The organism is Candidatus Pantoea floridensis (assembly GCF_900215435.1).
Classification (GTDB): Bacteria; Pseudomonadota; Gammaproteobacteria; order Enterobacterales; family Enterobacteriaceae; genus Pantoea; species Pantoea floridensis.
In genome coordinates, this window is the sequence record NZ_OCMY01000001.1 from 3,251,314 (window position 1) to 3,276,462 (window position 25,149).

22 protein-coding genes and 2 pseudogenes are annotated in these 25,149 nt (G+C 54.6%); 20 read left to right on the top strand and 4 right to left on the bottom strand.

Annotated elements, in window-relative coordinates:
• Window positions 1-99: 99 nt before the first annotated feature.
• From CRO19_RS15215 to hisP, 13 genes are all read left to right on the top strand, one after another.
• Window positions 100-1,110 carry an aspartate-semialdehyde dehydrogenase gene (locus CRO19_RS15215; protein ID WP_007889262.1) on the top strand — a complete coding sequence of 337 codons (1,011 nt, stop codon included), beginning with the start codon at window positions 100-102 and terminating at the stop codon, window positions 1,108-1,110.
• Window positions 1,110-1,916 carry a tRNA pseudouridine(38-40) synthase TruA gene (gene truA, locus CRO19_RS15220; RefSeq protein ID WP_097096569.1) on the top strand — a complete coding sequence of 269 codons (807 nt, stop codon included), beginning with the start codon at window positions 1,110-1,112 and terminating at the stop codon, window positions 1,914-1,916. The genes CRO19_RS15215 and truA overlap by 1 nt, the downstream gene beginning before the upstream one ends.
• 36 nt (window positions 1,917-1,952) lie before the next feature.
• Entirely contained in the window at window positions 1,953-2,606 is a 654-nt protein-coding gene (locus CRO19_RS15225) for a DedA family protein (RefSeq protein WP_097096570.1), read from the top strand.
• Window positions 2,607-2,738: 132 nt separating this feature from the next.
• Window positions 2,739-3,647, top strand: a complete 909-nt coding sequence (accD, locus tag CRO19_RS15230) for an acetyl-CoA carboxylase, carboxyltransferase subunit beta (protein WP_097096571.1) — start codon at window positions 2,739-2,741, stop codon at window positions 3,645-3,647.
• A 190-nt stretch (window positions 3,648-3,837) separates the two neighbouring features.
• Window positions 3,838-5,103: a bifunctional tetrahydrofolate synthase/dihydrofolate synthase gene (folC, locus tag CRO19_RS15235; RefSeq protein WP_097096572.1), complete on the top strand. Its 1,266-nt coding sequence runs from the start codon at window positions 3,838-3,840 to the stop codon at window positions 5,101-5,103.
• On the top strand, window positions 5,093-5,842 hold the full coding sequence (dedD, locus tag CRO19_RS15240; RefSeq protein WP_097096573.1) for a cell division protein DedD: 750 nt from the start codon (window positions 5,093-5,095) through the stop codon (window positions 5,840-5,842). Before folC ends, dedD begins: the two co-directional genes overlap by 11 nt.
• A gap of 251 nt (window positions 5,843-6,093) precedes the next feature.
• A complete protein-coding gene (gene cvpA, locus CRO19_RS15245) occupies window positions 6,094-6,579 on the top strand; it encodes a colicin V production protein (protein WP_064739347.1) in 486 nt (161 codons plus the stop codon).
• Between the two features lie 36 nt (window positions 6,580-6,615).
• The gene (purF, locus tag CRO19_RS15250) at window positions 6,616-8,133 is read left to right on the top strand and encodes an amidophosphoribosyltransferase (protein WP_097096574.1); all 1,518 of its coding nucleotides are present in this window, start codon (window positions 6,616-6,618) and stop codon (window positions 8,131-8,133) included.
• A gap of 116 nt (window positions 8,134-8,249) precedes the next feature.
• Complete coding sequence (locus CRO19_RS15255; protein ID WP_097096575.1) at window positions 8,250-8,819, top strand: UbiX family flavin prenyltransferase; 570 nt, start codon at window positions 8,250-8,252, stop codon at window positions 8,817-8,819.
• Window positions 8,820-9,097: 278 nt separating this feature from the next.
• Window positions 9,098-9,880: a lysine/arginine/ornithine ABC transporter substrate-binding protein ArgT gene (gene argT / locus CRO19_RS15260; RefSeq protein WP_097096576.1), complete on the top strand. Its 783-nt coding sequence runs from the start codon at window positions 9,098-9,100 to the stop codon at window positions 9,878-9,880.
• A gap of 191 nt (window positions 9,881-10,071) precedes the next feature.
• Complete coding sequence (locus tag CRO19_RS15265) at window positions 10,072-10,758, top strand: histidine ABC transporter permease HisQ (RefSeq protein WP_097096577.1); 687 nt, start codon at window positions 10,072-10,074, stop codon at window positions 10,756-10,758.
• Entirely contained in the window at window positions 10,755-11,471 is a 717-nt protein-coding gene (locus CRO19_RS15270; protein WP_097096578.1) for an ABC transporter permease, read from the top strand. The genes CRO19_RS15265 and CRO19_RS15270 overlap by 4 nt, the downstream gene beginning before the upstream one ends.
• 8 nt (window positions 11,472-11,479) lie before the next feature.
• Complete coding sequence (gene hisP, locus CRO19_RS15275; protein WP_097096579.1) at window positions 11,480-12,253, top strand: histidine ABC transporter ATP-binding protein HisP; 774 nt, start codon at window positions 11,480-11,482, stop codon at window positions 12,251-12,253.
• Between the two features lie 206 nt (window positions 12,254-12,459).
• On the opposite strand, the gene CRO19_RS15280 is transcribed toward hisP, so the two are convergent.
• Window positions 12,460-13,407 carry a sugar-binding transcriptional regulator gene (locus tag CRO19_RS15280; RefSeq protein ID WP_097096580.1) on the bottom strand — a complete coding sequence of 316 codons (948 nt, stop codon included), beginning with the start codon at window positions 13,405-13,407 and terminating at the stop codon, window positions 12,460-12,462.
• 195 nt (window positions 13,408-13,602) lie between these two features.
• Here CRO19_RS15280 and dalD point away from each other — a divergent pair.
• The 3 genes and pseudogenes from dalD to CRO19_RS15295 all read left to right on the top strand — a co-directional run bounded on the left by dalD (window position 13,603) and on the right by CRO19_RS15295 (window position 17,785).
• A pseudogene (dalD, locus tag CRO19_RS15285) lies at window positions 13,603-14,997 on the top strand (D-arabinitol 4-dehydrogenase).
• Window positions 14,998-15,007: 10 nt separating this feature from the next.
• Window positions 15,008-16,477, top strand: a complete 1,470-nt coding sequence (gene xylB, locus CRO19_RS15290) for a xylulokinase (RefSeq protein ID WP_097096581.1) — start codon at window positions 15,008-15,010, stop codon at window positions 16,475-16,477.
• Window positions 16,478-16,505: 28 nt separating this feature from the next.
• Window positions 16,506-17,785, top strand: a pseudogene (locus CRO19_RS15295) (MFS transporter).
• Window positions 17,786-17,819: 34 nt separating this feature from the next.
• Here the strand turns inward: CRO19_RS15295 and CRO19_RS15300 are convergent.
• Window positions 17,820-18,716 (bottom strand): TIGR01777 family oxidoreductase, encoded by an 897-nt coding sequence (locus CRO19_RS15300; protein ID WP_097096582.1) that lies wholly within the window; start codon window positions 18,714-18,716, stop codon window positions 17,820-17,822.
• A gap of 204 nt (window positions 18,717-18,920) precedes the next feature.
• Here CRO19_RS15300 and yfcF point away from each other — a divergent pair, with 204 nt between their 5' ends.
• Both yfcF and yfcD read left to right on the top strand, forming a co-directional pair.
• Complete coding sequence (gene yfcF / locus CRO19_RS15305; protein ID WP_097096583.1) at window positions 18,921-19,562, top strand: glutathione transferase; 642 nt, start codon at window positions 18,921-18,923, stop codon at window positions 19,560-19,562.
• A 110-nt stretch (window positions 19,563-19,672) separates the two neighbouring features.
• Window positions 19,673-20,218 (top strand): NUDIX hydrolase YfcD, encoded by a 546-nt coding sequence (yfcD, locus tag CRO19_RS15310; RefSeq protein WP_097096584.1) that lies wholly within the window; start codon window positions 19,673-19,675, stop codon window positions 20,216-20,218.
• A gap of 64 nt (window positions 20,219-20,282) precedes the next feature.
• Here the strand turns inward: yfcD and pta are convergent, their stop codons facing one another.
• Window positions 20,283-22,427 carry a phosphate acetyltransferase gene (pta, locus tag CRO19_RS15315; protein ID WP_176519158.1) on the bottom strand — a complete coding sequence of 715 codons (2,145 nt, stop codon included), beginning with the start codon at window positions 22,425-22,427 and terminating at the stop codon, window positions 20,283-20,285.
• Between the two features lie 73 nt (window positions 22,428-22,500).
• Window positions 22,501-23,703 carry an acetate kinase gene (ackA, locus tag CRO19_RS15320; RefSeq protein ID WP_097096586.1) on the bottom strand — a complete coding sequence of 401 codons (1,203 nt, stop codon included), beginning with the start codon at window positions 23,701-23,703 and terminating at the stop codon, window positions 22,501-22,503.
• Window positions 23,704-24,040: 337 nt separating this feature from the next.
• Here ackA and yfbV point away from each other — a divergent pair, with 337 nt between their 5' ends.
• Complete coding sequence (gene yfbV, locus CRO19_RS15325; RefSeq protein ID WP_097096587.1) at window positions 24,041-24,493, top strand: terminus macrodomain insulation protein YfbV; 453 nt, start codon at window positions 24,041-24,043, stop codon at window positions 24,491-24,493.
• 150 nt (window positions 24,494-24,643) lie between these two features.
• Window positions 24,644-25,138 (top strand): YfbU family protein, encoded by a 495-nt coding sequence (locus CRO19_RS15330; protein ID WP_097096588.1) that lies wholly within the window; start codon window positions 24,644-24,646, stop codon window positions 25,136-25,138.
• Window positions 25,139-25,149: the final 11 nt, after the last annotated feature.

The window sequence follows — 25,149 nt, forward strand, 5'->3', positions numbered from 1 at the left end:
TAATTCAATCACCTGCAATTTTGCGGGGGATAATTCCTAAATCACGGGCGGTGTTTTCACCGCCTTCTGTTTTTGTGTCAATCTCTGGAGTAAACCAACATGTCTGACGGCTGGAATATCGCGCTTTTAGGCGCAACAGGCGCAGTAGGGAACGCTGTACTGGAACTGCTGGCTGAACGCCAGTTCCCGGTTGGTGAATTGTATTTGCTGGCCAGTGAAAATGGCGCCGGCGAGAACAAACGTTTTGAGGGGCGTACCGTGCTGGTGCAGGACGCGGCTGAGTTTGACTGGACGCAGGTGCAGCTGGCATTTTTCACCGCCGGACGAGAAGCCTCGGCGCGCTATGCCGAAGAAGCGGCCAGCCAGGGGTGTCTGGTGATTGATAGCAGCGACCTGTTCGCGCTTGAACCGGATGTGCCGCTGGTGGTGCCGGATGTGAACCCACAGGTACTGGCGGATTATCGCAACCGCAATATTATTACCGTGGCCGACAGCCTGGTGAGCCAACTGCTGTGTTCGATCAAGCCGCTGGTGGATCTGGCAGGTCTGAGCCGCCTGCAGGTGACCAACCTGATTGCCGCCTCCAGCCACGGTAAAGCCGCAGTTGATGGTCTGGCCGGTGAAAGTGCGCGCTTGCTGAACGGCGTGCCTGCCGAGCAGCACTATTTTGGTCGCCAGCTGGCGTTCAACATTCTGCCGCTGCTGGCTGACAACAACGGCAGCGTGGAGAGTGAGCGTCGCGTGGTTGAGCAGGTGCGTAAAGTGCTGCAGGACGAAGGTTTACCGATTGCGGTCAGCAGCGTGCAGGCACCGGTGTTCTATGGCAATGCGCAGATTGTGCACGTGGAGAATCTGCGTCCGTTGTCGGCAGAAGAAGCGCGCGATGAACTCGGCCGCTCCGGTGATATCAACCTGAGTGAAGAGAGCGATTACCCAACGCAAGTGGGCGATGCGTCTGGCAGCGACGTGCTGAGCATTGGCTGCGTGCGCAATGATTACGGCATTCCGGAGCTGCTGCAGTTCTGGTCAGTCGCCGATAATATCCGCTTCGGTGGTGCATTGATGGCAGTGAAAACCGCCGAGAAGCTGGTGCAGGAGTATTTCTATTAATGTTGTCTGAAGGTAAGACGCTTAAGCTGGCGTTGGGTATTGAGTATGACGGCAGCCGTTATTACGGCTGGCAGCGGCAGAATGAAGTGCGCAGCGTGCAGGAAAAACTGGAGAAAGCGCTGTCGAAAGTGGCGGATCATCCAGTGGTGGTGTTCTGCGCTGGCCGCACCGATGCGGGCGTGCACGGTACCGGGCAGGTGGTGCATTTCGAAACCACCTCGTCGCGTGCCGATGCGGCCTGGACGCTGGGTGTTAACGCTAATCTGCCCGATGACATCGCGGTGCGTTGGGTGAAAGCGGTGCCGGATGAGTTCCATGCGCGTTTTAGCGCCACTGCGCGGCGTTATCGCTACGTGATTTATAACCATCGGCTACGTCCAGCGATTCTTGGTAAGGGTATTACCCATTATTACCATCCATTGGATGCGGAGAAGATGCAGCGTGCCGGCCAGGCGCTGCTGGGCGAGAATGATTTTACCTCGTTCCGCGCCGTGCAGTGTCAGTCACGCACGCCGTGGCGCAACGTGATGCATCTCAACGTTTCGCGTCATGGACCGTACGTGGTGGTCGACATCAAAGCCAATGCGTTCGTGCACCATATGGTGCGCAATATTGTTGGCAGCCTGATGGAAATTGGCACGGGCAATCAGCCGGAAGAGTGGATGGCAACGTTGCTGGCGGCCAAAGATCGCAAGTTGGCGGCGGCGACCGCCAAAGCCGAGGGGCTTTATCTGGTGGCGGTGGATTATCCATCCCACTTTGCATTACCTCAGCCTGCGTTGGGACCGTTGTTCCTCGCGGATTAACCTTTAATTGTTGGATGTCAGGGGAGTCGTGGTTATATGGAGTTTATCCACTTTTTGATCGATTTTATTCTGCATATTGATGTGCATTTGGCCGAGCTGGTGGCGCAGTACGGCGTGTGGATTTACGCCATTCTGTTCCTGATTCTGTTCTGTGAAACCGGTTTGGTCGTGACGCCGTTCCTGCCTGGCGATTCGCTGCTGTTTGTGGCGGGGGCACTGGCGGCGCTGCCGGGTAACGATCTCAATGTACATCTGATGGTGACGCTGCTGGTGATCGCTGCCATCCTTGGTGATGCGGTGAACTACACAATTGGTCGTTTGTTTGGCGAGAAGCTGTTTAGTAATCCGAACTCGAAAATTTTCCGTCGCAGCTACCTGGATAAAACCCACGCGTTTTACGATCGCCACGGTGGCAAAACCATTATACTTGCGCGCTTTGTACCAATCGTGCGAACCTTTGCCCCCTTTGTGGCGGGGATGGGACATATGTCTTATCGCCACTTCGCGCTCTTTAACGTGACGGGTGCGCTGCTGTGGGTGCTGCTGTTCTCTTACGCTGGCTACCTGTTTGGTGACTTGCCGGTGGTGCAAGAGAACCTGAAGCTGCTGATCGTCGGCATCATCGTGGTTTCCATACTGCCTGGCGTCATTGAAGTATGGCGTCACCGTCGTCAGCAGAAGTCACAGTAAGCGCGTAACCAGATTTTTATCCACAGCGTGAACGGGTTGTGGTTTAATGAGCGACATTTACGGCCTGCTGAAGGTGATTTCAGCAGCAATGAGAAGACTGGACCAGGTCAGCATTAAACAGAAAGGTCATCAATGAGCTGGATTGAACGCATACTGAATAAAAGCACTGCCACCCCATCGCGCAAAGCCAGCATCCCGGAAGGGGTGTGGACCAAGTGCGATAGCTGTGGGCAGGTGCTGTACCGCGCCGAGCTGGAGCGTAACCTCGAGGTCTGCCCGAAGTGCGACCATCACATGCGCATGCATGCCCGTGAGCGCTTGCATAGCATGCTGGATGAAGGTTCGCTGGTTGAGCTGGGTAGCGAGCTGGAACCGAAGGATCTGCTGAAGTTCCGCGACTCAAAGAAGTACAAAGACCGTTTGGTTGCTGCACAGAAAGACACGGGCGAGAAAGATGCGCTGGTGGCGATGAAAGGTACGCTGCACGGTATGCCCGTTGTGGCAGTGGCTTTTGAGTTCTCCTTTATGGGCGGCTCAATGGGTTCCGTGGTTGGCGCGCGCTTTGTGCGTGGCGTTGAGCAGGCGCTGGAAGACAATTGCCCACTGATTTGCTTCTCCGCTTCCGGCGGTGCGCGTATGCAGGAAGCGCTGCAATCGTTGATGCAGATGGCAAAAACCAGTGCTGCACTGGCGAAAATGCAGGAGCGCGGCTTGCCGTACATCTCCGTGCTGACCGACCCAACCATGGGCGGCGTTTCCGCCAGCTTCGCGATGTTGGGCGATCTCAACGTAGCGGAACCGAAAGCGCTGATTGGCTTTGCCGGTCCACGCGTTATCGAGCAGACCGTGCGCGAAAAACTGCCGCCGGGCTTCCAGCGCAGTGAGTTCCTGATTGAGAAAGGCGCGATCGACATGATCATCCGTCGTCCGGAAATGCGCTTTAAGCTGGCAAGCCTGCTGGCGAAAATGATGAACCTGCCAGCACCGCTGCAGGATGGTAATCAGCCTGATGTGGCTGAGCCGGAGAGCAACGAAGCCTGACAGGCAACGGAAAGGCGCAGCGATGTTTCTTTCCTCCAATGCACCGTCTACACGAAATCATTCGAGCTGCAGCAAGGCGGCAAGTGAATACATCCCCGGGAGCTTACATCAGTAAGTGACCGGGGTGGATGAACGCAGCCAACGCCGCTGCAGCTTGAAGGATGATGTGTATTAATTAAGAACGGGACACATGGATAATTCTCTTCCTCAAGCCACGTCGCCTTTGGCCACGTGGCTTCATTATCTTGAGCATCTGCACTCGCAGGCCATTGAACTCGGTTTGGATCGTATTCAACGTGTTGCTGCACGCCTCGATCTACTCAAACCCGCTCCTTTTGTCTTCACCGTCGCCGGTACTAACGGTAAAGGCACCACCTGCCGCACCCTGGAAACGCTGTTGTTGGCCGCCGGTTATCGCGTGGGCGTTTACAGCTCGCCGCATCTGGTGCGTTATACCGAACGCGTACGTGTACAGGGTGTGGAACTGGATGATGCGCTGCACAGCGCCAGTTTTGCCGCAATTGAAGCCGGGCGCGGTGACATTTCTCTCACCTATTTCGAGTTCGGCACCCTGTCGGCATTCAATCTGTTCCGCGATGCCAATCTCGATGTGGTGATTCTCGAAGTCGGCCTTGGCGGACGCCTTGATGCCACCAACATTGTCGATGCTGATGTCGCAGTGATCACCAGCATTGCGCTGGATCACACCGATTGGCTGGGGCCGGATCGCGAAAGCATCGGCCGCGAAAAAGCCGGCGTGTTCCGTGCAGGCAAACCGGCGATCGTCGGGGAAGACGATATGCCGGGCACCATCGCGGAGGTGGCGACGGAGAAGGGGGCAGTGCTGTTGCAGCGCAATCGCGACTGGCAGTGGCAGCAGACCGGCGAGAGTTGGATGTTGCAGGATGCGCACGGTGAACTGCGCGATTTGCCGTTGCCACAGGTGCCATTACCGAATGCGGCGACTGCGCTTACCGCGCTGCGTGCATCGGGCCTGAACGTCAGTGAAGCGATTATTCGTCAGCATCTGCCACGCGCTATTTTACCCGGTCGTTTTCAGACCGTGAGCGAATCGCCGCGCGTGATTCTCGATGTGGCGCACAATCCTCATGCCGCTTATTATCTGGCTTCACGTCTGGCCGCTGAGCCATTGCGTGGCAAGGTGCATGCGGTGGTCGGTATGCTGCATGACAAAGATATCGCCGGTACGCTGGCCGCGCTGGCGCCACAGGTTGATTGCTGGTACTGCGCGCCGCTTGACGGTCCGCGTGGTGCAACCGCTGATGAGCTCATGGCTCATCTGAAAAATGGAACGTCTTACAGCAACGTTGAGGCAGCCTGGCAAGCGGCGCGTCAGCAGGCGCGTCCTGAAGATGTGATTCTGGTGTGTGGGTCTTTCCACACCGTAGCGCAGGTTATGGAATCGATGGCAGCGGAGAACGGCAGTGGCAAGTAAGTTTCAAAATCGCTTAGTCGGTACGGTCATTTTGGTGGCGATTGGTGTCATCGTCTTGCCTGGCCTGCTAGACGGTAAGAAAAAGCATTACAAAGAAGAGTTCGCCGCTATTCCGCTGGTGCCGAAGCCTGACGACCAGCAGGACAGTGAAATGGTTCCACCGGTGACACAGCCTTTACCGGCACAGCCACCGGAAGGTGCAGGCGCGGTTCAGAACCCGGCGAGCGGCAAAACTGCCACCAGCGGCAGCGCGCAGCCGACGCAGAATACCGAGCCAAGCGTAGTGACGCCGCCACCGGTACATCAGCAGGTGCAACCGAAGCCGGTAGAACAGCCGAAGCCAAAACCGGTCGAGCAGCCGAAACCAAAGCCGGTAGAACAGCCGAAGCCAAAACCGGTGGAGCAACCGAAGCCGAAGCCAGTAGAGCAGCCGAAACCGGTTGAGCAGCCAAAACCGGCAGAAACGCCGAAGCAGAGTGAGCCAGCTGCGCCGACGGGGCAGGCGTATGTGGTACAGCTGGGTGCGTTAAAGAACGCCGCGAAAGTGAGCGAGATTGTGGCGCAGCTGCGTCTCTCCGGCTATCGCGCCTTTACCGTTCCGTCATCGCCGGTGCAGGGGCAAATTACCCGCATTTATGTCGGTCCGGATGCTAACAAAGCGAAGCTGCAAGGTTCTCTCAGCGAGCTGCAAAGCATCTCAGGTCTGGGTGGGGTGGTGAAACCTTATAGCGCGCGATAGGGCGCTGATAAGCCGCGCCGATAGCAGAAAAAGGCGCGGCTTTACAAAATTTTTGTAGCGAAGCGCGACAATAAAATCATTAAATATCAGCATATTAAATTGCTGATAACACACGGGGCGAGGAAAGTTTTTTTCATCGCCCTTTTTACGGATACAGAACCGGAAAACCCTACGCAAACGTTTTCTTTTTCTGTTAGAATGCGCCCCGAACTGGATGCAGGGGGTGCGATAGCACTGGGCTGGAAGAGTTCATGATCTGGATTGATTACGTCATTATTGCGGTAGTTGGTTTTTCGGCTCTGGTCAGCCTGATTCGTGGGTTTGTCCGTGAAGCCTTATCTCTCGTTACCTGGGGATGCGCGTTTTTTGTCGCCAGTCATTATTACGCCTACCTTGCAGTCTGGTTTACAGGTTTTGACGACGAACTGGTTCGCAACGGCATCGCCATCGCGGTGTTATTCGTGGCCACCCTGATTGTGGGGGCCATCGTGAACTATGTGATCGGCTCGCTGGTTGAGAAAACTGGCTTGTCGGGAACCGACAGGGTGTTGGGGGTCTGTTTCGGGGCGTTGCGTGGCGTGCTGATAGTGTCTGCTATGCTTTTCTTCCTTGATACATTCACCGGCTTTTCCAAAAGCCCGGACTGGCAACAGTCGCAGCTTATTCCCCAGTTCAGTTACATCATCAGGTGGTTTTTTGATTACCTGAAAAGCACGTCGAGTTTTTTACCCCGGTGACACCATCGGGAGTGCGGCTAATGAGGAAATGACAATATGTGCGGTATTGTTGGTATCACCGGTTTTATGCCAGTAAACCAGTCAATCTATGACGCGTTAACGGTGCTTCAGCACCGCGGGCAGGATGCCGCCGGCATTTGTACCATCGATGCTATTAACTGCTTCCGTTTGCGTAAAGCCAACGGTCTGGTAAGCGATGTGTTCGAAGCGCGCCACATGCAGCGTCTGCAGGGCAACATCGGGATTGGCCATGTACGCTACCCCACGGCAGGCAGCTCGAGCGCCTCTGAAGCGCAACCCTTCTACGTGAACTCCCCGTATGGCATCACGTTGGCGCACAACGGTAACCTGACCAACGCGCATGAACTGCGCAAACAGCTGTTCGAAACGGGCCGCCGTCACGTTAATACCACCTCAGATTCCGAAATCCTGCTGAACATTTTCGCGCAGGAGCTGGACCGTTTTCAGCATTACCCGCTGGAAGCCGACAACATTTTTGCTGCGGTGGCGGCAGTGCATCAGCAGGTGCGCGGCGCTTACGCGGTCGTTTCTATGATTATCGGGCACGGTATGGTCGCCTTCCGCGATCCTAACGGTATTCGTCCGCTGGTGCTGGGCAAGCGCGTCATCGCTGATGGCCGCACCGAATATATGGTGGCGTCAGAAAGTGTCGCGCTCGACACGCTGGGCTTCGAGTTCATTCGTGACGTTGCGCCGGGTGAAGCGGTGTACATCACCGAGCAGGGCCAGCTGTCTACCCGCCAGTGTGCAGAAAACCCGAAAACTAATCCTTGCCTGTTCGAGTACGTTTACTTTGCGCGTCCGGATTCATTCCTCGATAAAATCTCGGTGTACAGTGCGCGCGTGCGCATGGGCACCAAGCTGGGTGAGAAAATAGCCCGCGAGTGGGAAGATCTGGACATCGATGTGGTGATTCCCATTCCCGAAACCTCCACCGATATCGCGCTGGAAATCGCGCGCATCCTCGACAAGCCTTATCGCCAGGGATTCGTGAAAAACCGCTACGTTGGCCGTACCTTTATTATGCCGGGCCAGCAGCTGCGCCGCAGCGCGGTGCGCCGTAAGCTCAACGCTAACCGTGCCGAGTTCCGCGATAAAAACGTGTTGCTGGTGGATGATTCCATCGTACGCGGTACCACCTCAGAGCAGATTATCGAGATGGCACGCGAAGCGGGTGCGAAACGTGTTTACCTCGCTTCTGCGGCACCGGAAATTCGTTTCCCGAACGTCTACGGAATCGATATGCCAAGCGCAACCGAGCTCATCGCTCACGGCCGTGAAGTGGAAGAGATTCGTCAGCTGATTAAAGCCGATGCGTTGATTTTCCAGGATCTGAACGATCTGATCGAAGCGGTGCGTGAAGAAAACCCCGATATCGCCCAGTTCGAGTGCTCGGTATTTAACGGCATTTACGTCACCAAAGATGTCGATCAGCAGTACCTTGAGTATCTGCAGTCGCTGCGTAACGACGATTCCAAAGCCATTGCGCGTCAGACAGAAGTAGAAGGTTTAGAGCTGCACAACGAAGGCTAAGCTTCACGTTGTGGCAGAGTAACGGCAGGGCGGGCGCAATCCCGCCCTGTTTGTTTTTGTATTTTTGCTCAGGTAGCCGCTATTATTGCCGCAATCTGAACGGGCAAGGCTGAATTATGAAACGACTGATCATTGGTATTTCCGGCGCCAGCGGCGCAATCTACGGCGTGCGCATGTTGCAGGTGCTGCAACCGCTGGCGGAAGTGGAAACCCATTTAGTGATCAGCCCCGCAGCGCGTCAAACGCTGGCGCTGGAAACCGATTTCACCCTGCGCGAGGTGCAAGCGATGGCCGATGTGGTGCATGACGTGCGCGATATTGCCGCCAGCATCTCCTCCGGCTCCTATAAAACACTCGGCATGGCAATTGCGCCGTGCTCGATGAAAACGCTCTCCGGTATTGTGCATAGCTACAGCGATAGCCTGCTGACGCGCGCGGCAGATGTGGTGCTGAAAGAGCAGCGTAAGCTGGTGCTGTGCGTGCGCGAAACGCCGCTGCATCTGGGGCATCTGCGCACGATGACCACGGCAGCTGAACTCGGTGCGCTTATTATGCCGCCCGTACCGGCGTTCTATCATCGCCCACAATCGATTAGTGAGTTAGTCGATCAAACCGTCAATCGCGTGCTGGATCAGTTTGATATTGAGCTACCGGAAGATCTTTTCACCCGCTGGAGCGGTGCATAATGGTGCATTAATGCACTGACTGTGTGCAATTTCGCGTGCGCGATCACTCTTCGTGCATCTTGTGCACCAAAAGTTAACAATGTCGCTTTTTCTTCCTTACACCGCTGTTATATTTCCCTCACAAACTAAGTGCTTGCGCCGCTTACCGGCGGAGTATTTAGCGCGCCTGTTTACGCTTTAGCCGATTAGCAGAACTGGCATGAAACGTGCACATCTTAGAGCGCAAACCAACACATCACGCACCACATAACAATAAGCACTTCACTTGAGGGTTACCTATGAAAAAGCGAGTTTTGGCTCTTTCTCTGATGCTGGCAATGGCAAGTAGCGCGAGCGTCTTCGCTGCTGTACCACAGACGCTGCGCATCGGAACTGACCCGACTTATCCGCCATTCGAATCCAAGAACGCGCAGGGCCAGCTGGTTGGCTTTGATATCGATCTGGCCAACGAAATTTGTAAACGTATCAAGACTAAATGTACTTATGTGGAAAGTGATTTCGATGCGCTGATCCCGTCGCTGAAGGCGAAGAAAATTGACGCCATCATCTCTTCTCTCTCTATCACCGAGAAGCGTCAGGAAGAGATTGCCTTCTCAGAGAAATTGTATGCGGCTAATGCGCGTTTAGTGGCGCCAAAAGGTTCAACGCTGCAGCCAACCATTGAATCGCTGAAAGGCAAAAACATCGGTCTGCTGCAGGGCACCACGCAGGAAACCTATGCAAAACAGTACTGGCAGCCGAAAGGCGTCACCGTTACGCCATACGCTAACCAGGATCTGGTCTACCAGGATCTGAATGCCGGTCGTATCGATGCTGCGTTCCAGGATGAAGTGCAGGCGAGTGAAGGCTTCCTCAAGCAGCCGGTCGGTGCGAAATATGCCTTTGCCGGCCCAGCGGTCAAAGACGATAAAATCTTTGGCGTCGGCACCGGTATGGGTTTGCGTAAAGATGATGCAGACCTGAAGGCGGCGATCGATAAAGCCTTTGGCGAGATGCGTAAAGACGGTACCTACGACAAGATTGCTAAAAAGTACTTCGACTTTAATGTCTACGGCGATTAATTATCCTGTCTCCTGACCGTCGCCCTTCAAGCCGCAGGAGCGTTGGCAACGTGTATTCATCCCGGTCACTTACTTGTGTAAGCTCCCGGGAATTCATACACTTGCCGCCTTCCTGCGACTCGAATGTCTTGGTCAGTGCCGTCTTTGCATTAGGCGGTAATTTTACATTTTCCTCACGACAGGATTGAACCATGTTGTATGGCTATTCCGATGTAATCCTTAAGGGCACCCTTGTGACGCTAGAGCTGGCACTCAGCTCGGTGCTGCTGGCGGTGGTGCTCGGCCTGATTGGCGCTGGTGCCAAACTTTCCCGCAATCGCCCGCTGGCGATGCTGTTTGAAGGCTATACCACCTTAATTCGTGGTGTGCCCGACCTGGTGTTGATGCTGCTGATTTTCTACGGATTGCAGATCGCACTTAATACACTGACCGATGCGCTGGGGCTGGCCCAGTTTGATATCGACCCGATGGTCGCCGGTATTATCACGCTTGGTTTTATCTACGGCGCTTATTTCACCGAAACCTTTCGCGGTGCGTTTCTGGCAGTGCCGAAAGGGCAGATCGAAGCAGCCACCGCCTTCGGCTTTACCGGCTCGCAAACCTTCCGTCGTATTTTGTTCCCGGCAATGATGCGTTTTGCGTTGCCGGGCATCGGCAATAACTGGCAGGTCATTCTGAAAGCGACCGCGCTGGTCTCGCTGCTGGGCCTGGAAGATGTGGTGAAAGCCACGCAGCTGGCAGGCAAAAGTACCTGGCAACCGTTCTACTTCGCGATTGTGGCGGGGGTGATTTATCTGGTGTTTACCACGCTGTCGAACGGCGTGCTGTGGTGGCTTGAGCGCCGCTACACGGTGGGTGTGAAAAGGGCCGAGCTATGATTGAGATTATTCAGGAGTATTGGAAGCAGCTGCTCTGGACCGATGGTTATCGTTTTACCGGCATTGCAATTACGCTGTGGTTATTGATTCTTTCGGTTGTGATCGGCGGTTCTCTTGCGGTATTGCTGGCGATTGCGCGCGTCTCCTCCAACCGCTTTATCTCCACACCGGTATGGTTGTTCACGTATGTGTTCCGCGGTACACCGCTGTATGTGCAACTACTGGTGTTTTACTCTGGGATGTACACGCTGGAAGTGGTGAAAGGCAACGAGTTGCTAAACGCCTTCTTCCGCAGTGGACTGAACTGTACGCTGCTGGCGTTCACGCTGAATACCTGCGCCTATACCACCGAAATCTTTGCCGGTGCAATTCGCTCGGTGCCGCATGGGGAAATCGAAGCGGCGCGTGCTTACGGCTTCTCACCGTTTAAACTCTATCGTTGCATTATTTTGCCCTCGGCTCTGCGCACGGCGCTGCCGGCTTACAGTAATGAAGTGATCCTGATGCTGCACTCCACTGCGCTGGCGTTCACGGCCACGGTGCCGGATCTGTTAAAAATCGCGCGCGATATCAACTCGGCGACCTATCAGCCGTTTACCGCGTTTGGCATCGCTGCGGTGCTGTATCTGATTATCTCTTACGGGCTGATTAGCGTGTTCCGCAAAGCTGAGCAACGCTTCCTCGCGCACGTAAAACCCTCTTCATCGCATTGAGTATTACTATGGCTGAAAATAAATTAAGCGTTACCGAACTGCACAAACGTTACGGTGAACATGAAGTTCTCAAAGGTGTGTCACTGCAGGCTAATGCCGGCGATGTGATCAGCATTATTGGCTCGTCGGGTTCCGGGAAAAGTACCTTCTTGCGCTGCATTAACTTCCTCGAGAAACCGAGTGAAGGCACGATTGCGGTGAACAATCAGCAGATCAATTTGGTGCGTGATACCGATGGTCAGCTGAAAGTGGCCAATAAAGAACAGTTACGCATGTTGCGCACGCGCCTGACCATGGTGTTTCAGCATTTTAATCTGTGGAGCCATATGACGGTGCTGGACAACGTCACCGAGGCGCCGATTCAGGTGCTAGGACTGAGCAAGGCAGAAGCGCGCGAGCGTGCGGTTAAATATCTGGATAAGGTCGGTATTGATGCGCGCGCGCGCGCCAAATATCCGGTACATCTCTCCGGCGGCCAGCAGCAGCGTGTGTCCATTGCGCGTGCCCTGGCGATGGAACCAGAAGTGTTGCTGTTTGACGAACCGACCTCGGCGCTGGATCCAGAATTAGTCGGCGAAGTGCTGCGCATCATGCAGAAGCTGGCCGAAGAGGGCAAAACCATGGTGGTGGTGACGCACGAGATGGAGTTTGCTCGTCACGTCTCTAATCACGTGATCTTTCTGCATCAGGGTAAGATTGAAGAGCAGGGCACGCCGGATGAGCTGTTCGGTAACCCGAAAAGCCCGCGCTTGCAGCAGTTCTTGAAGGGGTCGTTGAAGTAATTCCTGGTCGCCATGAATGGCGTAATGCCGCTCACTTAAGCAAAAAAATGCCTGTTTATGCAGGTGCGCATGAATGCGCACCCTACGAAAACCCGGCGATATTCACGTAGGGTCACCATTCATGGTGACCGATTCACGCTTAACTGACGAGCATTACGCCATGAATGGCGACCCTACTTCGTAGGTGCGCATGTATGCGCACCATTTCATTCCTGCAGCAATCTCAGCGCGGTATCCTCATCGGTCACCAAACCTGATACCCAACCACCCTGCAGTGCGGCACGTATTGCCGGATACTTACGCTCGCTGCCGGCAAAGCCGATAATCTGCCGCTGCGTTCGGCTCTCCAACAGTACGCTGGTGAGCAGCTCATCAGTTTCACCCAACACGCGCTCACCTTGCTGATTGAAAAAGTGCCCGAGCATTTCGCCAACCACGCCGCGCGCGTTAAGCGCTGCCACTTGCGTATCGGTAATAAAGCCCTCGGCATGCAGCGGGCATCCGGGCTGAACCTCACCAATGCCAACAAACGCCACATCCGCCTGCAGTGCGCGCAACGTCACGCGTTGGTACACCTGATGCTGAATCCACATCGCCTTATCTTCGGGGGTATCGGCATACAGCGGTGCCGGGATAAAGAAATACTTGCCCTGCATTTTCTCCGCCATCTTCAGCGGTACATCGTAACGTGTGCCCGAATCATCCCGCGCAATTGCGCCAATCATTGATACGCACTGATGCTGCGGCCGTTCTACCCAAGGTAATGCATCGATCATCGAACGTAATGTCTTACCGGAACCAATGCCAAATACCTGCGGTTGCTCGTCATTAATGTATTGCGACATTACAGCAGCACCTTCTACCGCCAGCATCTGCTGGATGGCATCCTCGTCGAGATTGGCTGAAGGCACCACGCGGCATAGCGTCAGGCCGAACTTATCCTGAATCTCACGCGCCAGATGCAAACAGTGCGTCACCGGATGATCAATTTTCACGCTCACCATACCCATCTCACGCGCGCTGGAGACAAGGCGCTGCGCCACCTGACGCGACAAGCCCAACGCGCGTGCAATCTCCTGCTGCGTCACGCCCGCGACGTAATACATCCAGGCCGCGCGTGCCGCCAGTTCTTGTTTTTTCTCTTCTCTGCTCATCACGCTGTTCCGCCAAAAACGATGTGCCATGTTAACGCGAGAGAGAGGATAAGTGTTAATTGAGCAAAAGCCCTAAAATCGAGCAAAAGTGTTAATTGTGATTCAGCTCCCAGAATGTTCTTTGCCGCAGGCACTATGCTACACGCCATCGGGCAAATGCCCTTAATCGTGGCAAATGTTTATTTTGAGGCGAATATGACCAGTAAATCAGTGTGGATGCATATCGGCGCAGGCTCATTTCATCGTGCGCATCAGGCATGGTACCTGCATAAATTACGAGAGCAGGGCGATGACAGCTGGGGTATTGCACTCGGTAATATCCGTGAAGATGCTGCGCCGCTGCTGAACCAACTCTCTGCGCAAGCGGGCGAATACGTGTTGGAAACCGTTACGCCAGAAGGCGAACGCGCCTATGAAACCATTACGTCGCTGCGCAAAATCCTGCCGTGTGACAGCGGCATCAGCGCGCTGATTGATCAGGGTGCAAAGAGTGAAACCCGGGTCATTGGCTTTACCGTCACCTAAGCGGGTTACTACTTGACGCCAGAACATGAACTTGACCTCACGCAGAGTGATGTACAGGCCGACGTAACAGGCGATATCCGCACAATTTATGGTGCGCTGGCGCGCATTCTCGCACAGCGTGTTGCCAACGGCGGTGCTCCGGTTACACTGCTCAACTGCGACAATCTACGTCATAACGGCGAACGTTTTCGTCACGGCTTTCTCGCGTTTCTTGCAGCAAAAGGCGATCACGCTCTGGCTCATTGGGTGCGTGAAAACACGACCTCGCCGAATACCATGGTCGATCGCATCACACCCCGTCCTACGCCGGATGTGGCTGAGCGCGTAAAAGCCGCCACCGGCAACGACGACGGCGCAGCGGTGATGGCTGAATCCTTTATTCAGTGGGTGATCGAAGATGATTTTATTGCCGGTCGTCCGGCGCTGGAGAAGGTTGGCGTTGAACTCGTCGATTCCGTGTTGCCGTGGGAAGAGGCAAAAATTCGTATCCTCAACGCCACGCACGCGGCGATTGCCTGGGCCGGTACGCTGATCGGTCTTAATTATATTGATGACAGCACGCGTCAGCCGGCGATTTATCAACTAGCGTATGACTATGTCACGCAGGACGTAATGCCGTCGCTGTCACCCAGCCCGCTGGATCTGGCCGACTATCGCGACGTGGTTCTGGCTCGCTTCAGCAATCCCTACATCAAAGACACCAACCAGCGCGTTGGCGCCGATGGCCTGTCGAAAATCCCCGGCATGGTGACGCCAACGCTGCGTGAATGCTATCAGCGCGGTTCAGAGCCGGCGGCCACCGCAGTATTACCGGCACTATTTTTCCTGTTCCTGCAGCGCTGGGCCAGTGATGCACTGCCGTATCAATATCAGGATGGCGTGCTGCAAGCGGACGCGCTGCGCCAGCAGTTTGCCCGTGCCGATGCGCTTAACGCGTTCCTCAGCGATAGCGCGCTGTTCGGCGAGCTGGCGCAGGACAAAGCTTTCCATGCGCTGGTCACGCGCAGCGTTGCCGATTTACAGCAGTGGCTAAAACAGCCAGAACGCGCGCTGGCCGCAGTGTAAGGAGTGCATTATGTATCTCGGCATTGATATTGGAACCTCGGAACTTAAGGCGCTTCTCATCAACACGCAGGGCGAGATCGTTGCCTCTAACCATGCCACGCTGCACGTGCAGCGTCCGCACGCACATTGGGCTGAGCAGGATCCTGAGCGCTGGTGGCAAGCCTGTGGCGAGGTGATCGCTGGATTGCGTCAGCAGGCCGCACAAACGTGGAGCGAGGTTCGTGCCATTGGTTTATCAGGCCAAATGCATGGCGCAGTGCTGCTGGATGCGCAGGGGCATGTGCTGCGGCCCTGCATCCTGTGGAATGACACGCGCAGCGCGCCACAATGCGAAGCACTGCGCGTGCAGCATCCGGAGATGATGCAGTTGAGCGGCAACATGATCATGCCGGGCTTCACCGCGCCAAAACTACGCTGGGTGGCGGAAAATGAGCCAGAGATTTTCCGCCGCATCGACAAAGTGCTGCTGCCAAAAGATTATCTGCGCTGGCGCATGACGGGACGTTTTGTCAGTGAACCCTCAGATGCGGCGGGCACGCTTTGGCTCGATGTGGCACAGCGCGATTGGTCTGATGAACTGCTGGCGATCACGGGGTTAACGCGCGCGCAGATGCCAGATTTGGTGGAGGGGAGCGCGGTTAGCGCCACGCTACAGGCCAATCTGGCAAGTGAGTGGGGTTTATCGGCCTCGGTTAGCGTCGCGGGCGGCGGCGGAGATAACGCCGCGTCGGCGGTGGGCGTGGGCGCGGTCAATCCGGGGGATGCTTTTATTTCGCTCGGGACTTCAGGTGTGATTTTCGTGGTCAACGATCGCTTACTCGCCGATCCGCAATCTGGCGTACACGCATTCTGTCACGCCTTGCCAGGCCGTTGGCATCAAATGAGCGTGATGCTTAGTGCCGCCAGCTGCCTGCGCTGGTTATGCAATCTGCTGTCGGTTACCGAAAGCCAGTTGATGGACGAGATGGCACAACTCAGCGATGAACAACGGCGTCATGCCCCGGTTTTCCTGCCTTATCTCTCCGGCGAACGCACGCCGCATAACGATCCCGATGCTTCGGGTTCTTTCTTCAATCTGCGACATGAAACACCTCGCGCGCTGCTGGGCTACGCCGTGATTGAAGGGGTGGCGTTTGGGTTGGCAGATGGATTCGCCGTGCTCGGCGATGCGAAGCGGCAGATTCATCAATGCAGCCTTACCGGCGGCGGCGCTCGCAGCACGCTATGGGCGCAGTTGATTGCTGATGTGCTGCAACTGCCGATTGTCACGCATCCCGCCAGCGCGTCTGGCGCATTAGGCGCAGCGCGCCTGGCGTGGCTGGCCGACGGCGGCCTGGAGAGCGAGGTCTGTCTTAAACCATTGGAACAGGCGCGTTATCAGCCGGATGCCGCGCGCGGCAGCGTACTGCAACAGCGACTGCAGGTGTTCCGCACACTCTACGCACAACAGCAGCAGGCGCGTACGTTACTGCCTGATTAACCGGATTACCGAACAGAGGATGATTGTGATGCAATCGAACGAATACTGGTTTGGCTTACCGAAAAAGATGTTTTGGGGCTTCCTCGCCATTGCGATTTTTATGGCGGGTGACGGTTTTGAGATGGCGTTCCTGTCGCGTCATATCACTGACATGGGCTTCTCCCCGGCGCAGTCGGCCGTGGTGTTCACGTTCTATGGACTGGCCGCCGCGCTGGCGGCATGGGCATCGGGCGTGGTGGCTGAATTGATTACTCCACAGCGCGCTATGATGATTGGGTTTGTGCTGTGGATCGTCATGCACACGCTGTTTATGTCGCTTGGTTTGGGGATGCGTAACTATCCGCTAATGGTGCTATTTTACGGCATTCGCGGTCTGGCCTATCCGCTGTTCATCTACTCATTCATGATGATGCTGGTGCAGGTGCTGCCGCGTGAAAAACTGGCGGCCGCTACCGGTTGGTTCTGGGCGATGTATTCGGTGGGTATCGGCGTGGTGGCAGCTATTTGCCGAGTCTTACGATCCCGATGCTCGGTGAAACCGGTACGCTGTGGCTGGCGATCGTTTGGGTGGCGTGCGGTGGCGTACTGGCCTACTTCAGCCTGCGCAATGTGCCGGTTGACCGGTCGCGCGTTAATCTGCCAATGCGTGACAAAATGACCGAGATGTCGCGGGCGGTGACCATTCTGTTTACCAATCAGCACGTGTTTTATGCCTGTCTGATTCGCATCATCAATACGCTGTCGCTGTTTGGCTTTGCAATCGTTATGCCGCTGCTATTTGTTGATCGCCTCGGCTTCAGCATCTCAGAGTGGCTGCAAATTTGGGCCGTATTCTTCTTCGTCACCATTTTCACCAATATCTTCTGGGGCATTACCGGTGAGAAACTGGGCTGGATCCGTCAGGTGCGCTGGTTTGGTTGTCTCGGTATGGCGATCTCCAGCCTGGCGTTTTATTACCTGCCGCTGTATGCCGGTCATAACTTCTGGGTGGCGCTGATTCCGGCGGTAATGTTGGGTATTTTTGTCGCGGCCTTTGTGCCTATGACAGCGGTGTTCCCAACGCTCGAACCCCATCACAAAGGAGCTGCAGTTTCGATTTATAACCTGTCGGCCGGATTAAGTAATTTCGTTGCGCCTGCCATTGCCTCAATACTGCTGCCGTTCTTCGATATCGTTGGTGTGGTGTGGGCTTACACCGTGCTGTATGTGTTCGCCGGCGTGCTGACCTTTATCATTCGCGTGCCTCAGCCGGGACATACCCGTGAACCTGTGGCGTTGAAATCTCGCGTCGCGCAACAGCGCAGTTAATACCTCAGGGCGGCCGACGTGCCGCCCTGATTATTCAACCGGCGACATCCTGCAGCGCTTGCTCTAAATCGTACCAGCGAAAACCAAAGCCTGATTCCTCCAGCCGCTTCGGCAACACATGTTGTCCTCCCAGCACCAACACCGATGATTCCCCCATCATCAACTTGATGGCGCTGGCTGGCGTACGCATAAAGGCGGGGCGATGCATCACATGGCCGAGCGTGGCAGCGAACTGTTCATTACGTACGGCGTAAGGCGCAACCATATTAAACGGTCCGCGCAGTTCTGGGTGATCGATCAACCACAGCATGGCGTTGACCAAATCGTCGATATGGATCCATGGCAAATACTGTTTACCGCTGCCTATTGGGCCGCCCACGCCGAGCTTAAACGGCAGCTTCATCTTCGCCAGTGCGCCACCTTCTTTGGCCAGCACCACGCCGGTACGCAGCAAGCACACGCGGGTGCGATCGCTCTGCGCTGCTAAGGCGAGTTGCTCCCAGCGCGCGCACAGCGCATGGGTAAATTCATTGTGTCCAGGGTCTTCTTCGGTGAGCACCAGATCGCCGGTATCCCCGTAAAAGCCGGTAGCAGAACCAGAAATTAAAAACTGAGGTGGGTTGCTGCTGGCGTTTATCAGCGAAACCAGCTGCTCGGTGATCTGCCAGCGGCTTTCACACAGCCGCTGCTTTTGTTGTTCAGTCCAGCGCTTGTCCGCAATGGGTTCTCCTGCAAGATTGATAACGCCATCAATGCCGTTTAAATCAGACTGCTGATTGATGCCGGACCACAGTGCCACCCGAGGATCGAGTTTTTCACGTGCGGCGGCGACATCGCGCGTCACCACGCTTACCTGATGACCAATTTGTAATAAGCGCGGAATCAGGTGACGGCCAACTAGCCCGGTGCCGCCCGTAATCAGTAAATGCATGTTGAGCCTCCTTGTAATTTTTTCTTTGCTCAGATTCAGCATAGAAGAGAAGCGCACGCGCGGCGTGACTGGGCTTACGGTTATGAAGAAAAAGGGAAAGTTAGCGCTGGCCTTAGCGAGTAAAGATCCGACCAGCACACCATTGCCTTAGCAAATAAAAATCGGTAAACATGAAGCACACCTGACCCTTACCCGAGGCAGCCAATGAATTATCCAACCATTACTTTGTGGTCCGATTCTTCTTTTTTCAGCCCCTACGCCATGTCGGTTTATGTTGCGCTAACCGAGAAGGGCATTCCCTTCACTCTCAAGCGCGTCGATTTATCGCAGAACGCGCAATGGGATGAAGAGTATCGTGCACTGTCTCTGACCTGTCGGGTACCGACGCTGCAAATTGATGATGTTGTCCTGACGGAGTCTTCCGCGATTGCTGAGTATCTGGAAGAGCGTTTTCCTGCGCCAGAGTTTGAACGACTCTATCCGCGCGATCGCGAAAAACGGGCGCATGCGCGTGAAGTACAGGCGTGGTTACGTAGCGATCTGATGGCGTTGCGTGCCGAACGTCCTACTGAAGTGCTGTTTGCCGGTGAGCGTTTTGCTCCCCTGACGCAGGCAGGTGAACGGGCCGCCAGCAAACTGATCTCCGCCGTACAGCGTCTTCTGCCCGATGGTCAGCAAAATTTGTTTGGTGAATGGTCAATTGCTGATACGGATTTGGCGGTGATGATCAATCGCCTGGCGCTGCATGGCGATGCATTGCCGGTGAAGCTGCAGCACTATGCCGAGTTCCAGTGGCAGCGTGCTTCAGTGCAGCTATGGTTAGCGGAATCCGGTAAAACCCGCTAAGCACGATGCGCCTTGCGGAGGCGAAAAGAACGCTTTACCTTACGGCAGATTCTAATAAAGCATGACAACAGGCGCGTGCTGGGCACGCCGAAAACAGAAAAGGGTTACGGATGGTGGATCAAACGGCAGGTGACGGTATCGAGTGGGTTGATATTGTTAGCGAAGAGAACGAAGTCATTGCGCAGGCCAGCCGTGCGCAGATGCGTGCGCAATGTCTGCGTCATCGCGCCACTTATATTGTGGTGCATGATGGCATGGGCAAAATTCTGGTGCAGCGTCGCACTGAAATCAAAGACTTCATGCCGGGTATGCTCGATGCCACTGCCGGTGGTGTGGTGCAGAGTGGGGAAGACCTGCTGGAATCTGCGCGTCGTGAAGCGGAAGAGGAACTCGGTATCGCTGCCGTTCCGTTCGCTGAACACGGACAATTCTACTTTGAAGATCAGCATTGTCGCGTCTGGGGCGCGCTGTTTAGCTGCGTTTCGCATGGTCCCTTCGCGATGCAGGAAGAAGAAGTGGATGAAATTTTCTGGATGACGCCAGAAGAAATCACCGCGCGCTGTGATGAATTCACTGATGATTCGCTGAAAGCGCTGTCGCTATGGCTGAGCCGTAACAGCGATGCTGCACGTCGCAAGCAGAGCAGTGAAGCGTAATTCCGCAGACGTAAAAAAGGCGCCTATCGGCGCCTTTTTGCTTTTTAGCGAGCGGGGAAGGGGATTAGCCTTCGGCTTGCTGGGACTGAATCGCCGTCAAGGCAATGGTGTAAACAATGTCATCGACCAGTGCGCCACGCGACAGGTCATTCACCGGCTTACGCATGCCTTGCAGCATCGGTCCAATGGAGATCAGGTCGGCTGAACGCTGTACCGCTTTATAAGTGGTGTTGCCGGTGTTCAAATCCGGGAAGATGAACACAGTAGCGCGACCTGCAACCGCAGAGTTCGGCGCTTTGGATTTAGCCACATCTTCCATAATCGCGGCGTCATACTGCAGTGGACCATCAATCACCAGGTCCGGACGTTTTTCCTGCGCAATGCGCGTTGCTTCACGTACTTTCTCAACGTCGCTACCGGCACCTGAGTTGCCGGTTGAGTAGGAGATCATCGCTACGCGTGGATCGATGCCGAAGGCTTTAGCGGAATCAGCAGACTGAATCGCGATTTCGGCCAGCTGCTCTGGATTAGGATCCGGGTTGATAGCGCAGTCGCCATAGACCAAAACCTGCTCTGGCAGCAGCATGAAGAATACGGAAGAAACCAGCGAGCTGTTTGGCGCGGTTTTAATCAGCTGAAGCGGTGGACGAATGGTGTTAGCGGTGGTGTGAACCGCGCCTGATACCAGACCATCAACTTCGCCGCTTTCCAGCATCATGGTGCCCAGCACCACGTTATCTTCCAGCTGCTCTTGCGCGACAACTTCTGTCATGCCTTTGCTCTTACGCAGCTCAACCAGGCGCGGTACGTAGTTTTCACGTACCACTTCCGGATCAACGATCACGATGCCTTTGCCCAACTCAACGCCCTGAGCGGCAGCCACGCGCTGAATCTCTTCCGGGTTGCCCAGCAGCACGCAGGTAGCGATGCCGCGCTCGGCACAAATCGCCGCCGCTTTCACGGTACGTGGTTCATCGCCTTCAGGCAGAACAATGCGCTTGCCGGCTTTGCGCGCCAGCTCGGTCAGCTGATAACGGAACGCTGGCGGCGACAGGCGACGGCTGCGTTCAGAGGTGGCGGTGAGTGATTCAACCCAATCTTCATTGATGAAGCTCGCTACATACTCCTGCACTTTCTCAATGCGCTGAGTATCGTCGGTTGGCACTTCCAGGTTGAAGCTCTGCAGGCTGAGTGAGGTCTGCCAGGTGTTGGTTTTCACCATAAATACCGGCAGGCCGGTTTGGAACGCACGTTCGCATAGACGCGCGATAGGCGCTTCAATCTGATAACCGCCGGTCAGCAAGACCGCACCGATTTCCACGCCGTTCATCGCGGCCAGACACGCGGCCACCAGCACATCCGGACGATCGGCAGAGGTAACCAGCAGTGAACCCGGGCGGAAATGCTCGAGCATGTGCGGAATGCTGCGTGCACAGAAGGTTACTGATTTCACGCGGCGGGTTTGGATTTCACCTTCGTTGATGATATCGGCATTCAGATGGCGACACATGTCGATAGCGCGCGTGGCGATCAGATCAAAACTCCATGGCACACAGCCCAGTACCGGCAGCGGGCTGTTGGCGAACAGCTGCTTTGGATCGATGTTGGCGATGCTGGCCTTGGTGGAGTCATCGAAAATCTCTGACAAATCCGGGCGCGTGCGGCCTTGCTCATCAACCGGTGCGTTCAGTTTATTAATGATCACGCCTGTGATGTTTTTATTCTTGCTGCCGCCGAAGCTGCTTTGCGTCAGTTCGATACGCTCTTTCAGCTGGGCCGGAGAGTCGTTACCCAGCGCCATCACGAAGACGATTTCAGCGTTCAGAGTTTTGGCGATTTCATAGTTCAGTGCCGAGGCGAACTGATGTTTACGCGTTGGCACCAGACCTTCAACCAACACCACTTCAGCGTCTTTTGCGTTCGCGTGGTAGTTAGCAATGATCTCTTCCATCAGCACGTCTTGCTGGTTAGACCCCAGCAGCGACTCAACGCGTGACATCTGCAGCGGTTCAGCGGCAGGAATCGCGGAGCTTTTACGAATAATGCTGGTGGTTTGGTCTGGCGCATCGCCGCCTGCACGTGGTTGGGCAATGGGCTTGAATACGCTCAGGCGCACGCCTTTGCGCTCCATGGCACGGATCACGCCGAGGCTGACGCTGGTCAGGCCGACGCTGGTGCCGGTAGGGATGAGCATGATTGTACGTGACACGATAGAAACCTCTCAGGTGTTGCAGACTGTCTAAAACAACTCCGTCAGCCTGGGCTGACGGAGAGAAGTGATGTTAGGCGGTGAGACGCGCGGCATCCTGGGCAATGACCAACTCTTCGTTGGTAGGGATTACCACTGCCGGGCGAGTGCCTTCTTTATTGATGAAGCCTGATTTACCGAAGCGCGCTGCCAGATTACGCTCGTGATCGACTTCGAAGCCCAGCAGGCCCAGTTTCTGCAAGGAGAGCTCACGTACCATTGCGGCGTTTTCACCGATACCGCCAGTAAATACCACGGCATCCAGGCGGCCTTCCATCAGTGAGGTGTAGCTACCGATGTATTTCGCCAGGCGGTGACAGAACACATCCATCGCACGTTTGGCATCTTCTTTAGTGGCGTAGTTATCTTCCACATAACGGCAGTCGCTGGTGACTTCTGTCAGACCCAACAGACCAGACTCTTTGGTCAACAGTTTGTTGATAGCATCAACGCTCATGCCCAACGCATCATGCAGGAAGAAGATGATCGCAGGGTCGATATCACCGCTGCGGGTGCCCATCACCAAACCTTCCAGTGGGGTAAGTCCCATTGAGGTATCAACACACTGGCCGTTACGGATAGCGGAAACAGAGCCGCCATTACCGAGATGGCAAGTGATAATGTTCAGCTCGTTCACCGGCTTGTTGAGCATTTTTGCGGCTTCCTGCGTCACATAGTAGTGACTGGTACCGTGTGCGCCATAGCGACGAACACCATGCTCTTTATACAATTTGTACGGAAGCGCATACAGATAAGACTCTTCCGGCATTGTCTGATGGAATGCTGTATCAAAAACCGCCACATTTTTATCGGAAAGATGCGGGAAGTTTTTTAGCGCTTCATCTATACCGATAAGGTGTGCAGGATTGTGCAACGGGGCGAATGAAGACGCATCTTTAATGCCCTGAATAACGGACTCGTCGATAATGACTGATTTGGTTAACTGCTCGCCGCCATGAACAATGCGATGGCCGATTGCAGCGATTTGTGCCGAAAGCTCTGGTTTTTGTGCCAGAATAGTTTTAACGATGAAGTTGAGCGCTTCGCTATGTGCAGCGCCCGCACCCAATGGGGCTTCTTGTTTGCTTCCTTCCAGCTTCCATTTAATGCGAGCTTCAGGTAAATGGAAACATTCAGCCAAACCCGACAAATATTCATCGCCAGTGGCTGGGTTAAGGATGGCAAACTTCAGAGAGGAGCTGCCGCAGTTCAGAACCAGGACTAACTTCGTCGACATGGAAGTACCTATTTGTTAAATAGTGGCTAAAAATAACGCAATCAGACTAACAGCGTAGCCCAGGAAAGCTGGTAGGTTAATGATAAACATCATGTGCTAGTCAAAAAATCGCTGACATGCAAAAAATTTTGGTGATTTTACGCTAATTGTTGATAAGCGCTTAGCGAAACATGGCTCAGACTGTGCTTTTATTGAGCGGAAGCTTCCGGTAATGTTGCTAAAACGGCGTCAGAATACTCACTGTGCCCTGCAAAGACAAAAACTTTTGAAGGATGTCACGTAAAGTTGTGTAGTTATCTATTTATTTTAAATATTGCATATTTAGTTGAGGTCTATCATGGCGAATGAGACAGACAATCCCGGCTGGTTCGGCTTGTTCCAGCGCGGGCAGCGATACATGAAGACCTGGCCAACGGATAAACGCCTGGCTCCGGTGTTTCCTGAAAACCGCGTAGTTAATGCAACGCGCTTCGCTATTCGCTTTATGCCGCCGCTGGCTATTTTTACGTTGACGTGGCAAATCGCGATGAATGGACAACTCGGTCCGGCGATTGCCACCGCGCTATTTGCCTGTAGCCTGCCGATGCAAGGTTTATGGTGGTTGGGTAAACGCTCCGTTACGCCCCTGCCGCCAACGCTCTTGCAATGGTTTCATGAGGTACGTACTAAGCTTGAAGAAGCAGGGCAGGCTATCGCTCCCGTCGATGGTAAACCTACTTACCAGGCGCTTGCCGATGTTTTAAAACGCGCATTTAAACAGCTCGATCGCACCTTCCTTGACGATCTTTGATCTACTTACGCTTCTACCCGCCAAAGAAATTGCGACAAATCCCGGTTTAAATCAAAGAAAAGTGGTGTGGAGATACACGCATCACTTTCCTTATGTAATCATTTCTTCATTGTTTAAATCTTAAGCGGCCGTCGGGCCCTGGAGCAAACCATGGAAATGACCCATGCACAACGACTCATTCTCTCCAATCAATACCAAATGATGGCGATGCTGGAACCAGATAATGCAGAGCGCTATCGTCGTTATCAGACCATCATTGAACGCGGTTACGGCTTGCAATTACGTGAACTGGATAAGGAGTTTGGGGAATTAACGGAAGCGACCTGCCGCTTACTCATCGATATTATGGAAATGCATCATGCATTGCATGTTTCATGGTCAAATCTGAAAGACGCCAGCGCCATCGACGAGCGTCGCCTGGCTTTTCTTGGTTTTGACGCCGCGACAGAGGCGCGTTATTTAGGCTATGTGCGCTTTATGGTGAATGTTGAAGGACGCTATACCCACTTTGATTCCGGTACGCACGGGTTTAATGCGCAAATACCTATGTGGGAAAAATACCAACGTATGCTGGCGGTGTGGCACACTTGTCCGCGTCAGTATCATCTCAGCGCGAATGAAATTGCGCAGATTATTAATGCCTGAATAAGGAGCGA

What these genes read in the sequence shown, in the direction of transcription:
- CRO19_RS15215 (WP_007889262.1), top strand. Translation starts at nt 100, where the DNA reads ATGTCTGACGGCTGGAATATCGCGCTTTTAGGCGCAACAGGCGCAGTA.
- truA (WP_097096569.1), top strand. Translation starts at nt 1,110, where the DNA reads ATGTTGTCTGAAGGTAAGACGCTTAAGCTGGCGTTGGGTATTGAGTAT.
- CRO19_RS15225 (WP_097096570.1), top strand. Translation starts at nt 1,953, where the DNA reads ATGGAGTTTATCCACTTTTTGATCGATTTTATTCTGCATATTGATGTG.
- accD (WP_097096571.1), top strand. Translation starts at nt 2,739, where the DNA reads ATGAGCTGGATTGAACGCATACTGAATAAAAGCACTGCCACCCCATCG.
- folC (WP_097096572.1), top strand. Translation starts at nt 3,838, where the DNA reads ATGGATAATTCTCTTCCTCAAGCCACGTCGCCTTTGGCCACGTGGCTT.
- cvpA (WP_064739347.1), top strand. Translation starts at nt 6,094, where the DNA reads ATGATCTGGATTGATTACGTCATTATTGCGGTAGTTGGTTTTTCGGCT.
- purF (WP_097096574.1), top strand. Translation starts at nt 6,616, where the DNA reads ATGTGCGGTATTGTTGGTATCACCGGTTTTATGCCAGTAAACCAGTCA.
- CRO19_RS15255 (WP_097096575.1), top strand. Translation starts at nt 8,250, where the DNA reads ATGAAACGACTGATCATTGGTATTTCCGGCGCCAGCGGCGCAATCTAC.
- argT (WP_097096576.1), top strand. Translation starts at nt 9,098, where the DNA reads ATGAAAAAGCGAGTTTTGGCTCTTTCTCTGATGCTGGCAATGGCAAGT.
- CRO19_RS15265 (WP_097096577.1), top strand. Translation starts at nt 10,072, where the DNA reads ATGTTGTATGGCTATTCCGATGTAATCCTTAAGGGCACCCTTGTGACG.
- CRO19_RS15270 (WP_097096578.1), top strand. Translation starts at nt 10,755, where the DNA reads ATGATTGAGATTATTCAGGAGTATTGGAAGCAGCTGCTCTGGACCGAT.
- hisP (WP_097096579.1), top strand. Translation starts at nt 11,480, where the DNA reads ATGGCTGAAAATAAATTAAGCGTTACCGAACTGCACAAACGTTACGGT.
- CRO19_RS15280 (WP_097096580.1), bottom strand. Translation starts at nt 13,407, where the DNA reads ATGAGCAGAGAAGAGAAAAAACAAGAACTGGCGGCACGCGCGGCCTGG.
- xylB (WP_097096581.1), top strand. Translation starts at nt 15,008, where the DNA reads ATGTATCTCGGCATTGATATTGGAACCTCGGAACTTAAGGCGCTTCTC.
- CRO19_RS15300 (WP_097096582.1), bottom strand. Translation starts at nt 18,716, where the DNA reads ATGCATTTACTGATTACGGGCGGCACCGGGCTAGTTGGCCGTCACCTG.
- yfcF (WP_097096583.1), top strand. Translation starts at nt 18,921, where the DNA reads ATGAATTATCCAACCATTACTTTGTGGTCCGATTCTTCTTTTTTCAGC.
- yfcD (WP_097096584.1), top strand. Translation starts at nt 19,673, where the DNA reads ATGGTGGATCAAACGGCAGGTGACGGTATCGAGTGGGTTGATATTGTT.
- ackA (WP_097096586.1), bottom strand. Translation starts at nt 23,703, where the DNA reads ATGTCGACGAAGTTAGTCCTGGTTCTGAACTGCGGCAGCTCCTCTCTG.
- yfbV (WP_097096587.1), top strand. Translation starts at nt 24,041, where the DNA reads ATGGCGAATGAGACAGACAATCCCGGCTGGTTCGGCTTGTTCCAGCGC.
- CRO19_RS15330 (WP_097096588.1), top strand. Translation starts at nt 24,644, where the DNA reads ATGGAAATGACCCATGCACAACGACTCATTCTCTCCAATCAATACCAA.